The sequence below is a fragment of the Veronia pacifica genome (assembly GCF_001707825.1).
Classification (GTDB): Bacteria; Pseudomonadota; Gammaproteobacteria; order Enterobacterales; family Vibrionaceae; genus Veronia; species Veronia pacifica.
Genome location: NZ_LYBM01000034.1, coordinates 1 through 12775 on the forward strand (window position 1 = coordinate 1; position 12775 = coordinate 12775).

Annotated in this window: 9 protein-coding genes; 3 read left to right on the plus strand and 6 right to left on the minus strand. The window is 48.1% G+C overall.

The window, feature by feature from the left end; all coding sequences use genetic code 11:
• Nucleotides 1-85: 85 nt before the first annotated feature.
• From phoB to sbcD, 5 genes are all read right to left on the minus strand, one after another.
• The gene (phoB, locus tag A8L45_RS16475) at nucleotides 86-775 is read right to left on the minus strand and encodes a phosphate regulon transcriptional regulator PhoB (protein ID WP_068904267.1); all 690 of its coding nucleotides are present in this window, start codon (nucleotides 773-775) and stop codon (nucleotides 86-88) included.
• A gap of 131 nt (nucleotides 776-906) precedes the next feature.
• Entirely contained in the window at nucleotides 907-2652 is a 1746-nt protein-coding gene (locus A8L45_RS23880) for an SbcC/MukB-like Walker B domain-containing protein (RefSeq protein WP_083228378.1), read from the minus strand.
• The gene (locus A8L45_RS23885; RefSeq protein ID WP_083228379.1) at nucleotides 2640-4679 is read right to left on the minus strand and encodes an AAA family ATPase; all 2040 of its coding nucleotides are present in this window, start codon (nucleotides 4677-4679) and stop codon (nucleotides 2640-2642) included. Before A8L45_RS23885 ends, A8L45_RS23880 begins: the two co-directional genes overlap by 13 nt.
• Before the next feature lies 1 nt (nucleotide 4680).
• Nucleotides 4681-5337, minus strand: coding sequence for an exonuclease SbcCD subunit D C-terminal domain-containing protein (locus A8L45_RS25330; RefSeq protein ID WP_245680749.1), 657 nt, complete (start codon nucleotides 5335-5337; stop codon nucleotides 4681-4683).
• A gap of 20 nt (nucleotides 5338-5357) precedes the next feature.
• Nucleotides 5358-6062 carry an exonuclease subunit SbcD gene (gene sbcD, locus A8L45_RS25335; RefSeq protein ID WP_245680750.1) on the minus strand — a complete coding sequence of 235 codons (705 nt, stop codon included), beginning with the start codon at nucleotides 6060-6062 and terminating at the stop codon, nucleotides 5358-5360.
• On the opposite strand from sbcD, the gene rdgC reads away from it, so the two are divergent.
• Nucleotides 6040-6951, plus strand: coding sequence for a recombination-associated protein RdgC (gene rdgC / locus A8L45_RS16490; protein WP_175402007.1), 912 nt, complete (start codon nucleotides 6040-6042; stop codon nucleotides 6949-6951). The genes sbcD and rdgC overlap by 23 nt on opposite strands.
• Nucleotides 6952-7072: 121 nt before the next feature.
• Here the strand turns inward: rdgC and A8L45_RS16495 are convergent, their stop codons facing one another.
• Nucleotides 7073-8341 (minus strand): peptidoglycan DD-metalloendopeptidase family protein, encoded by a 1269-nt coding sequence (locus A8L45_RS16495; protein ID WP_068904272.1) that lies wholly within the window; start codon nucleotides 8339-8341, stop codon nucleotides 7073-7075.
• A 289-nt stretch (nucleotides 8342-8630) separates the two neighbouring features.
• Between A8L45_RS16495 and trhP the strand changes: the two genes are divergently transcribed.
• Complete coding sequence (gene trhP / locus A8L45_RS16500; RefSeq protein ID WP_068904274.1) at nucleotides 8631-9992, plus strand: prephenate-dependent tRNA uridine(34) hydroxylase TrhP; 1362 nt, start codon at nucleotides 8631-8633, stop codon at nucleotides 9990-9992.
• A 546-nt stretch (nucleotides 9993-10538) separates the two neighbouring features.
• Nucleotides 10539-12485 (plus strand): glycoside hydrolase family 2 protein, encoded by a 1947-nt coding sequence (locus tag A8L45_RS16505; protein WP_083228380.1) that lies wholly within the window; start codon nucleotides 10539-10541, stop codon nucleotides 12483-12485.
• Nucleotides 12486-12775 lie beyond the last annotated feature (290 nt).

Sequence of the window (12775 nt, forward strand, 5' to 3'; positions counted from 1 at the left end):
AGCTTTCTCCATGTCAGACGTTCGACCATGCATTACTCCATATGCTGCGCCACATCACGCACAGCAAAACACGCTGAGCGGATGACTATACCCGGGTTGAAAAACGATAACCTGCGCCACGCACCGTCTGAACCAGCTTGTCATGACCTTCGCTTTCTAATGCTTTTCTGAGGCGTCGAATATGCACATCAACCGTACGATCTTCAACGTAAACATTGGTTCCCCATACATTGTTAAGCAGCTGCTCCCGGCTATAAACACGCTCTTGGTGTGTCATAAAAAAGTGCAGCATCTTAAATTCTGTCGGCCCCATATCCAGCGGCTTTTCATTCGCTGTAACCCGATGAGAAACAGGATCAAGCTTTAGCCCCTGAACATCAATGACGTCATCCAGTGAAGTGGGTGATACACGACGCATAACAGCCTTCAAACGGGCCATCAGCTCCTTTGGTGAAAATGGTTTGGTGATGTAATCATCCGCACCCACCTCAAGGCCGCGTACTTTGTCTTCTTCTTCTCCGCGGGCAGTCAACATGACCAATGGGATTTGTCTCGTGAACTCATCCCGCTTGAGATGCTTGATTAAATTGATGCCGGAACCACCAGGCAGCATCCAGTCAATCAGAATCAGATCAGGGTATGGCTCACAAATTTTATCTAGTGCGCTATTGTAATCATCAGCCTCTACCGCCTGATATCCTTTTTGCTCCAGAACAAAACAAAGCATCTCACGAATGGGTGCTTCGTCTTCTACGACAAGTATCCTTCTAGCCATTCTTTTTCATCCAACAAGCCAAACATATCTGGGGCGACATTATGTGATTCAATTATGACACTTTTGTGACTTTTAACCATAAGTATCATGGGATTTTTACGTCAATGTACGGTAAGTCAATGCCAAGATTTTTATACCCGTCGGATGCTCACACGTGAAATTCCCGCTCCCATAGATTCAACGGCAACTTGCGTACCAATCCTCTCTACCAAGGTACCAACGTGAGAGATGACGCCTATTTGACGGCCATCAGCCTGTAAAGTATCTAGACAGGAAAGGGCCATTTCAAGGCTGTCAGGATCAAGCGTACCAAAGCCCTCATCAATGAATAGAGAGCCCAATAAACGAGTGTCTGCAGCCAAAGAAGCCAGTGCCAAAGCTAATGCCAAAGATGCGAGGAAGCTCTCACCGCCGGACAGAGATTCGACACTTCGCACCTCATCTCCCATATCGTGGTCAACGACCTGAAGGGCAAGCGGACTATTTGGTACAGTCTGCAACGCATATCTCGGTGCAAGCCCCTGTAAATGCACGTTTGCTGACATCACCAGTTGCTGTAGCGTCAGCGACTGAGCGAGATTCCTGAATTTATTGCCGCTGGCAGAACCAATTAAATCTGAAAGCTGAAGCCAGAGTTCTGTCTGTTCCTGTTGCTGCTCGAGTGATTCAAGTAATGCACCGGCTTTTTTCTCCGCTTCTTCCGCATTTGACAGAGCCTGACGGGCAGTAAATACCTGCTCCTCTGCCTCGTGTTTTCGCTTGCTCCACTGGGTCAGTTTGTCATCTGCATTTTGTTCGGTTTGCAGTTGTCCCTGACTGTCGAGCCAATCAACAGATTGCTGGAAGGCCCCCTGCAGTTTTTCAAGCTGCTGCTGCCGTTCGTCCACCAGCGCAGAGGCCGAATGCGCATTCTGATCCAGTGTTGCCAGAGCCTGCCGTTCACCTTCAACCCACTCGGTTGTTTTACTCAGTAATTGCATCAGTGCTGATTCTGTCAGCTCAAACGATTGTTGCCACTTCAACCAACGATGAACCGTTTCTCGGTGCTCTTGGCTTTGTTGCTTGTGCTGTTCTGATAATGACTCCAGCGCGGCGGCTTCCGCAGCGCGTTTCTCAGTCAGTTCAGCTCGCTGTTTTGTTATCGCAACATGCTGCTTGACCGACTCCTCTACCGTCAAACGCAGCGCCTTCTCAACAGCATCAAGGTCATCATCAGGTATCCAGTGCTGGCGTTCAGCCGTTTTACTGTCAAGCTGAGTCTGAAGTGCCTGACGCTGCCCAGTAAGGGCTGAAGCCTGTTCACCCAAAGAACTGACCTGTTGCGACAGGGAGGCTAATTCTGGTTGGAGCGCAGTAAGGGTATGGCTAAACTCTGCCTCCTGTTCGGCAAGCTTGCGATAATGGCTTATCCTTTGCTTCATGGTGACAATATACTGTTCCGCACCATACTGATTCAGCATCGCCTGCCAGCTCTCATCACCCAACAACTCATTTAGCGCCGAATGTCGAGAAACTATTTGTTCGCGGGCCGTCTCTATTTGCGCCTTGAGGCCGTCCAGCCTCTCGCGACACTGAGTGTCTGATTGCTCAACCTCGTGACGTTCACGCTGCAACTGCTGTTCAAAACGGTACAGCGTCTCAAGATTCTCTCTGTGTTGTCGAATCTTACGGAAACTGGCTTCACGTGCCTCAATAGACTGATACAGCCTCTCCGTTTTTTCGGCGTGCTCAACACCCTGTCGCTGCATGTCGGACAGCCAGACGGACAGCGCATCTGCTGTAATATCGTCTGACAATATTTGCTGACAATCAAAAGCCGCCATTAGCGGCGCTAGGTTCTCTTTGAGCTGTTGTTCCAGATAATTCAGCTCTGCCATTGGTTGTTCGATATGCTGGAGACGCTGACGGGCATCACGCCCTGCTGTTCCAGATATCGTTTGTTACTGTCGAGCTGGCGAAGCTCCTCCTGAAGTACCTGAATACGATGGCGTTGGCTTTGTAATACACCCTCTACAACCGGATGATTCTCAGCGTAGGGATGTTCCTCAGAACCACACAGTGGACAAGGCTCACCGTCCTGCAACTGGGCACGGAACTCGCTAAGATTAACCACACTCAGGCTCTGATTATACGCGCGCTCCGCTTCTTCAAACTGCACCACTTTTTGCGTAAAGCGCGGCTCTATATCAGTCAGGCCAATTCCTGTTTCATCTATCACTTGAAACAGGCGTTTTTTCTCCTCATTCAGTCGGTCAATATCGGCTCGGACTGACTGCCATTTCTGACCTGAGACCTGCAACTGGCGTCGCTGCTCCAGCTCCCGCTGCAAGCGGTTAAATAAGGTTAAATCCGACTCATGCTGTTCCTCCATCCCCTCGGGGGAAAGCTCTGCCAGTCGCGCTTCTGCTTCCTGCTTTTGTTTATCAACGGCTGCCTGATGGGTGTCGGCTTCGGCCAACTGGCCGGCAATGGTCTGGCGCATAGCTTGAAGGCGTATCGCCTCTTTTTCCGCACTTTGCAGCGACTGAGTCGCGGACAGGTACTGCTCAAGATTATCAAACAGTGGCTGATACTGATCAGCAACCTGCGCAAAGTCCCCATACTGGGCAAGTTCATGGCGAACTTGTGCCTGTTCAGACGTCAACTGATGCTGCTGTTTTTGCTTTGCCTCAAATGCTGCTGTTACCTCCCGGTAACCAGCATCAAGGCTTTGTGCCTGAGCCATGACCTGTGACAGTTGAGATGACAATGCCTGACGTTCTGTATCCAGTGCAGCAGCCTTTCGGATTTTGGGCTCACTTTCTGCCCAGCGCAATTCACTATCCTGTACCGCCTGTTCTGCGTCTTGCAGGGCGTCGGTAGACTGTTGCAGCGCATGATCGATTTCAGTCACCGCACCTTCGCGCTCCGCAAGCTGCTTTTTAACCTGACTGAGTGCAAGCTCGATTTGCTGCAACTGGATGAAATCTCCTCTGGCTGGCTGCACCTTATCGAGCAAGCCCAGATCATCGCGGCGCACGGCAGCTTCTTCCAGCGCAAACAGGGCTTCATCTCTACCTTTTTGGGCGTCCTCCAGGGTAACTGACAGCTCGTTATGTCGCTGCACCGTCTGTCTATGATGGTCAAATTGTTTTATGAGTGACTCAATATCAGTGACCGTCTCACTGCCCGCGGCGAGCTGCTCAGCAAAAACCTGCTTTTCTTCTCCACTTAGGATCCGAATATCACCAATCTGACGCTGAAGCTGCGCCAGCTTGTCTTTTTCGTCTCTTGCCCGCTCGTGGGCAGCCATGGAGATACGGCTATAAATCTCACCACCTGTCATGCGCTCAAGCAATGCGGCGCGTTCATCGGCTCCCGCTTTGAGAAAAGCAGCAAAATCGCCCTGAGGCAGCATCACAGCACGGCGGAATTGCTCGTAACTAAGGCCCACCAGCCTTTCGATCTCAGCCATGACTTCTTGTTTCTTGCCCGCAAAACGCTGGCCCGTGGCTAAATTCTCTAGCCACTGCTCGGAAGGCTGAACCCGGCCATCCGCTTTACCTCTTGCTCGTCTAACATGCCAGTGAGCCCGCCATGCCCCGCCATCTTTGCTGGTAAAATCAACCTCAGCAAACCCTTCCGCTTTGCCACGTGACAACACACTTCGCACGTCATTCGCCTTAAGGCGGGTCGCGTCTTCACCCAACCCAATTTCAGCGTCATTTTTTTTATTCGCCTGCAAGCGTGGCATACGATCGTAGAGCGCAAGACAAATCGCGTCGAGCAGGGTCGATTTGCCCGCGCCTGTTTTCCCTGTGATGGCAAACAGGCCACTTTCACCGAGTGCACTGTTTACAAAATCAATATCGAACGGGTGCTGGATACTGGCCAGATTCTCCCCGCGTAATGCTAGAATTTTCATTTCAGCACTCCTCGTTATCCCGTTGATCCAGCAGTTGGGTAAATGCGCTCTTAATAGCTGATGAAGGCTCACCCTCGAATTTCTGCTGCCAGCCAAAATCAAATACCTGCTCTGGCGTCACCTCATCAAGGCGTTTGTGGTCTAGGGGTGACTGCGATGCTTGCTGACTGTAGGTTGGCGTGATCTTGGCTAACCTGACAGACTTACCCTCAAGTGCAGCACGGATTTTCTCGCGCAACAGGGGCTGTGGTGCATCCATGAGCACTGGTACTTCAAGTAAAGGCTGTTGCTCGATGGGCAACGTCTCGGGGCACCACTGCTCAAGCTCTTTGATAACTGAATCAAGCGGCAGCGCCTTCTCCGGCACCCTCAGTAAATCAACACTGCGTGGCACAATATGTGAGGTTATCTTTTGCTGCTTGCCGTCCTCAAACTCGACGCTTAATACCTGATGTTGGTAGTTGCGCTCAGAGAGGGAAAGAGGGATGGGTGACCCGCAATAACGAATACGCGCCTGCCCTGCCACTTTTTGTGCCAGATGAAGGTGACCTAGAGCGACATAATCGATATCCTCTGCAAAAATTGACGCAGGCAGGGCATGCTGGTTACCGCCCAGAACCCGGCGTTCAGACATTTCTGACAACTGTCCTGACGCCATATAAACGTGCCCTGTTGCTATCAGTGCCTGTTGTGGTTCTCGCCGTTCAGTGGCAACGGCATACACCTCCTGATACAGTGTCTCACGCCCGCAATCAGTCTGTCCTCAACCTCATCGAGATGCTGGGTACGAAGATCTGCACTACGTAGAAATGGCACAGCCATTACCCAAGCAGCGGTATTGCCTCGCTTGTCCGTAAGGGGAACCAAAAGACGCTCAGTATCAAGTTTGCCATCGGCATCGCGACTGACGCCGCCAATCATATGCAAATCAAACGCTTTCAATAATTCGTGCGGCGCATCTAATTTGCTCGGCGAGTCATGATTCCCCCCGGTAAATACCAAATTAAAATCAGGGATACTGCGGTAAACCTCCGCCAGAAAACGATATAACATCTGCCAGGCGCTGGCCGGGGGATTTGCCGTATCAAAAATATCACCAGCTACGATCAGGGCGTCTGCCTGTTCGGTGATCAACAAGTCTTTGAGCCAGTTTAGAAATGCCTGATGTTCATGAATCCGGTCGAATCCGTGAAGCTGATGGCCGAGATGCCAGTCAGAAGTGTGGATGATTTTGAGCACTGAGTTGTGTTTCCGTTGTTTCGCGTCTAGCTCGAATTGTACCGCTAATTTCGGCGACAATCCTGCCTGAATGCAATACCATGTGCCCTTTGTCAGAACTGGATGGAAATTCCCTGCCATGATTTGGTTTAAAAACTTTTTCACTTACCGCTTTTCGCGCACGATTGACCTTAACCCTGAACAGCTTGAGCAACAGTTAAGCGAGTTCCGGTTTACTCCATGTGGCAGTCAAGATATGCAAAAATTCGGCTGGGTTACTGCACTGGGTAAGCATGGCGACATGATGACGCATGTTTCTGGTGACAATATTTTGGTTTGCGCACGTAAGGAAGAAAAAATGCTGCCAGCATCGGTGATCAAAGAATCACTGGGCGCCAAAGTAGAGATGATGGAAAAAGAGCAGGGACGTCCGCTCAAGAAGAAAGAGAAAGATAGCCTGAAAGATGAGATTGTTATTGATCTCCTCCCTCGTGCATTTAGCCGCAATAGCCAGACTTTCGCGCTTATTATGCCCAAAGAGGGACTGGTGCTGGTTGACGCTGGCAGCATCAAAAAGGCAGAGGAAATTCTTGGTCTGCTGCGTAAATCTATTGGTAGCTTACCGGTTGTGCCTGTTGAAACCCAAAAACCGGCCGAACTGGCAATGACTGAATGGGTTCGTTCGGGTCATGCACCAAAAGGCTTCACTATTGGTGAGGAAGCTGAACTGAAAGCGATCCTAGAGCAAGGTGGAGTGATCCGTTGTAAACAACAGGATCTGTCGAGTGATGAGATCATGGCACACATCGAGGCCGATAAACTGGTCACCAAGCTGTCGCTTAACTGGCAGGACAGACTTGAGTTTGTACTGGGCGATGATATGTCAGTCAAACGCGTGAAGTTCTCTGACGAACTGAGAGATCAGAACGAAGATATTGACCGTGAAGACATTGCACAGCGTCTTGATGCCGATCTTTCACTGATGTGCGGTGAGCTGGGTGCTTTCCTGCCTAACCTCTTTGAAGAGCTGGGCGGAGTAGATAAGGGCGAATAAGACCTTGTAATTGGTTTCTGACTAGAAACAAAAAAACACGGTTTATTTTCAAATTTAATCAATAAATTAACGCTCAAATCCCACCAAAAGAAAAGCACCTTATCGGTGCTTTTCTTTGTTTTTAGCCCGTAGGTTCGTCATGCAACATGGCATCAATCTGCTCAACAGTCGTCAGAAAGTTCTGCTGCTCAGACGGCTGCAGCCCTTTTATCAAAGGGACTTTCTTTGACAATGGATTCACAGGCCTACCCCATATATGAAATTCATAGTGAATGTGAGGCCCCGTGACCCGGCCACTCTGGCCAGACTTGGCAATTTCCTGCCCTCGGGATACCCACTGACCTTTTTTCACCAGAATTTTACTGTTGTGCAGATAGCGAGTCCGATACTTACGGCCATGCTGAATCACCACATATTTACCTGCATAGGGATGATTGGCGACCTGCACCACCACGCCATCCCCCGTTGCTAAAACGGGGGATCCCACTTCTACCGCAAAATCCGCCCCGTTATGTGGCTTTCTTCTGTGAGTAACCGGGTGAATTCTTCGCGGGTTAAAACGTGAACTTATCCAGTATTGAGCATTGGTCGGCACTGGCAAAAATCCACGCTGGAGACTTTCTCCATCGGCATCATAAAAGTTACCATCGTCATGCAGATACGCACTAATAATCGTCCCGTGACGATCAAACTTAACCGCACGGATCTCGCTCTGACCGCTGGCAATGTCATCAACAAACTGTGAAGCCCTGACTATCTCAAACCGATCTTCAGCATCCAGATCCTTGTCCAGATCTATCTTTTCACGGAGTAAGTTGGTGACAAAAGATACATCACTCTCTGTCAGTCCTGTCCCAATAGCGGACTGGCGGAAACTTTGACCAACCAATCCTTTAATCACTGACGAACGCCATTCACCTGGGATCTCGACTTCCTGAACATCGAAGCCGCCGTTTTCACCACGTTGATAAATGACCCTCTGAGCCACATTAAGCTCTAGTTCCAGTTTTTCGAGATAATTCGAGTCTTCCGTAAACCAGAATCTAAGCACACTACCCGGTGACATAACATCAAATCTCAGATGATTGAGGTCGCTTTCCAGAACCTGCTGCAAATCATCTTCTGCCAGCCCCATACGATGAAAAATGTCATCTATTTTATCGCCAGGGAATACCACATACTCGGCAGATGGCAAATCTGCTTCCGCGTTGTCTTGATCGGTTTTCGGAACAAAGGCAATGCTTTTTAAGCCTAAATCCAGCGTCTGTTGAATGGGTTGCCAGACAGGCTTTTCCCAGCGGGTACCAGCAGATACACAGACCAAGGTAAACAGGAGAAAAAGACAATAACGCCGCCAACGGCCCGATGTCAGTAAATTAACAGGTTGCATGACTACTCAGATCTCAACTTCTCAGATCTCAACACAGCCTGCCACACTAAGTCGCAGAGCTTTCAGATGAATATTAATGAACGGATAACCAACAAACCGGAATAAAAACCGTTCATTATCGTTGAAACAGACACTTTTCAGCATCAGTCAGAAAAAAGGGGGCTATTCTGGTCTATTCTGACCGAGAATGGAACTGGCTATGTTAACCAGATCACAGTAAAATCGCGCCATCACCATACCACAGCTCGGGTATGGGCTGACTTATACTCAGACAGAAGAATTTCAAAATATGTTTAAACCTGAACTACTATCACCCGCTGGCAGCCTAAAAAACATGCGTTATGCATTTGCATATGGTGCTGATGCCGTATACGCAGGCCAGCCTCGCTACAGTTTGCGAGTGCGGAACAACGAATTTAATCACGAGAACCTAAAGATAGGGATCGATGAGGCCCATGCACTGGGCAAGAAGTTCTATGTGGTTTGTAACATTCAGCCTCACAACTCTAAGTTGAAAACCTTCATCCGGGATCTCAAACCAATCGTTGAAATGGGTCCAGATGCACTGATCATGTCTGACCCAGGCCTCATTATGATGGTCCGTGAAGCGTTTCCAGATATGGCGATTCACCTCTCGGTCCAGGCAAATGCCGTAAACTGGGCGACGGTAAAATTCTGGTCTACTCAAGGTATTGAGCGCGTAATTTTGTCCCGTGAGCTGTCTCTGGAAGAAATTGAAGAGATTGGTAAGCAATGTCCGGAGATGGAGCTAGAGATCTTCGTTCATGGCGCACTTTGCATGGCATACTCTGGTCGATGCCTGCTGTCTGGCTACATCAACAAGCGTGACCCTAATCAGGGTACTTGCACCAATGCATGCCGCTGGGATTATAAAGTCCACGAAGCGAAAGAAGATGACGCCGGTCAGGTAGTGCAGGTTCAGGAAGTGCAACCGACCCTTGGCGAAGGCGAACCTACTGATGATGTTGTACTGCTTGAAGAAGGTCGTCGTCCCGGAGAGCTGATGGCAGCTTACGAAGACGAGCATGGTACTTATATCATGAACTCTAAAGACCTGCGTGCCATACAGCACGTTGAGCGCCTGACAAAAATGGGCGTGCACTCGCTGAAAATTGAAGGCCGCACCAAGTCTTTCTATTACTGCGCACGTACTGCTCAGGTTTACCGCAAAGCGATTGACGATGCTGTCGCGGGCCGTCCATTTGACGAGAGCCTGATGGGCACCTTGGAGAGTCTGGCACACCGTGGTTACACTGAGGGCTTCCTCCGCCGCCATACGCACAGCGAATATCAGAATTATGACTATGGTTATTCAGTGTCGGACAGCCAGCAGTTCGTCGGCGAATTCACAGGTAAACGCCGTGGTAACTTGGCTGAAGTCGAAGTGAAAAATAAGTTTGTTGTCGGTGACTCCATGGAATTGATGACACCGCAAGGCAATGTCACCTTCACTCTGGAGCAAATGGAAAACCGTAAGTCTCAGGTTATTGATGACGCGAAAGGCAATGGTCATTTCGTCTTCATTCCAATGCCGGAAGACATGGACTTAGAGTTTGGTCTGCTGATGCGAAACCTAAATCAGGGCCAGAATACTCGCAATCCGCATATTGCACAGACAGTGAGTGCCTGATCCTAGCGTTGTTGATCACCGAAAAGTGCATCAATGACGACAGGTGTGAGCACCCATAATTAACTAGATAAAATCAGTAGCATAAATAGACATATTGCGCTTTGTGTTACTGATTTCCACTCAAGGTTATCTCTTCCCTGACACCAGTGACGTAAACTCACCTTTTATCTTCTGCTTGACTTGTATCTTCTCCTTGCCTTTTCCCCTATACCTGACTTTTATCCCCTACTAGCTTGTCTGTGAGCCTATAACGAAGCGTATAAGGAGCCCCAAGTAATCATCCAAGCCCAAATTAATCATTAACAATAAAATTAAACCATTGTTATTAAACATTATTTTTATATCCCACTGACGATGGTGAATTGGGGTTAAAACCATTCATTATAAATAGTGGGACATTGCTTGGTTACAGCATGTTGTAGCATTAAAACATAATAAATTAGCAATCACTTTTGTTGAGATCTGGTTTCCTGCCAAGTCCATCAGCTCAAAAGGGACAACCCGCATCTTTCCCATCGTTCAGAGATTTTAGAGGTTCATTAGTTTATGGATTTAATTGCTCGATTGGTTGTTATTGTTAGCGTATTTTTTAGCACGCTGGTGCTGTTAATACTTTGGTATTTTGGTATCAATCCAGTTAGCCTCACTGCCAGTGCAGGTGTTGCATCGACAGGGGCATATTTGCTGTTGTTTGCCAACACGCCGCTTAGAGCGAACGCTTATCGATTATTAAAAACCCGCTGGTCGAATACACTTGACCATACCAATGTGCATAAGGAATACCCAAGACCGCAGCTAGAAAGAGAGCACTGGATAAATCTCAACGGTGAGTGGCATTACGAAGTAACATCATTGACCCAAAAGCCAGATAATTTTGCCAATAAAGTGCTGGTCCCTTTTCCCATAGAGTCCTTACTTTCCGGTGCAGGAAAGGGAGAAAAAGTGAGGATCAGCCCTAAACAAAAACTTTGGTACCGTCGTCGATTTAGATTAGAACAGCAAGATTTTGATACCTTATTACTGCATTTCGGGGGCGTCGATTGGGAAACTGAGGTCTGGGTAAATAGCCAGTATGTCGGCAAACATCAGGGTGGGCATGATGCCTTTTATTTTGATATTGCGCCTTTTCTTAACCCGACGAATGATTCTGGTAATAGTGAACAAGAGATTTTAATCAGCGTCTGGGACCCCTCTAATAAGGGCCCACAGCCGCGCGGCAAGCAAATCAATCGACCTGGCAATATCTACTACACGCCAGTAACGGGTATTTGGCAAACGGTTTGGTTAGAGCCCTTGTCATCAACTTATATAAAAAAGGTCAATATCGAGAGCGATATCGACGCAAAAACTGTCACTGTCAGTATCGACACAGAAAGCCCGCTCAGTGGTGATGAGATTGAAATAAAAGCGCTGAAGGACAATCTGGTTTTGGCTTCAGGCAAGACATCAGATGGCCTGATAAAACTCGCTCTGCCCCATGATGAGGTGACCTTGTGGTCACCAGACACCCCACAGCTTTATCAACTACATATTTCCATCAACAGAAATGATAAGAAAATTGATTCTGCCACCAGCTATTTTGCACTCAGACGCATAGAGAAGAAAAAAGACAGCAAGTGCATCAATCGTTTGTTTCTCAATGGTCAAGCCGTCTTTCAAATGGGCTTGCTTGATCAGGGATGGTGGCCAGATGGTCTGTATACTGCGCCAAGTGATGAGGCGCTCAAATACGATATCGAGATGACCAAAGCAATGGGTTTCAATATGATCCGCAAACACGTCAAAGTAGAACCGGCCAGATGGTATTTTCACTGCGATAAAATTGGCATCTTAGTTTGGCAAGATATGCCAACGGGCGATAGAAGTATCTTGCCCCGGCAAAAAGACATTAAACGCAGTGGGGAATCAGCGGCTATATTTCACCGCGAACTGGAGGCCATGATAGGGCAACTGGCTTTTTTCCAGTGTATTGTTTGTTGGGTGCCTTTTAATGAGGGGTGGGGCCAATTTAATACCAATGAGGTTTTGCAAAAAGTTAAAAAGCTTGACCCGTCGCGCCTAGTTGACGGTCCAAGTGGCTGGGTCGATAGAGGACAGGGTGATATGCATGATTACCATATCTATGGTCGCCGATTATTTGTTGGCGAGCGCGAGCAAAACCGGGCATTGGTTATCGGTGAGCTTGGTGGTTTTGGTTATCGTTTGAAAGAGCACATGGCCGTGACAAATTCCTGGTCCTACAACAACAGCAAGTCACCAGAACATTTATATCAACGCTACAGTGCACTCTTTGAAGATCAGCTCATACCATTGCTTAAAGAGGGTTTAGCCGCAGCTGTTTACACCCAGACAACCGATATTGAATCGGAAATTAATGGTCTACTCACCTATGATCGCGAGGTTTGTAAGGTACCGGTAGATAAGATTAATGCCGTACACCAGAAAGTTTACGCTGAATTCAATTTATGCACTTCGGGCCAAACAAACGGATAGACCTTATTCATATAAAAATGGATCTGCCGTAATGAAAGAGAATAACGGCAGATGTACCTCCTCGATATCATTGTCCTAAATTTCTCGAAGGCAGCGTGCTTGCTTTGGCTTCCATCAAAATCCACTCTATTAGATACAACAATTTGAGCGACTCTTAAATGCAGAAGAGTTTTTACAGCAGCCTCTTCGCGATTGTGACTGAATGTAGAAAGGGAAATATTCGTGGTGTCTTACCCTCACCAAAAAATTCACGACAGACTCCTATACAGGGATATTTTTTACTGCAGTCG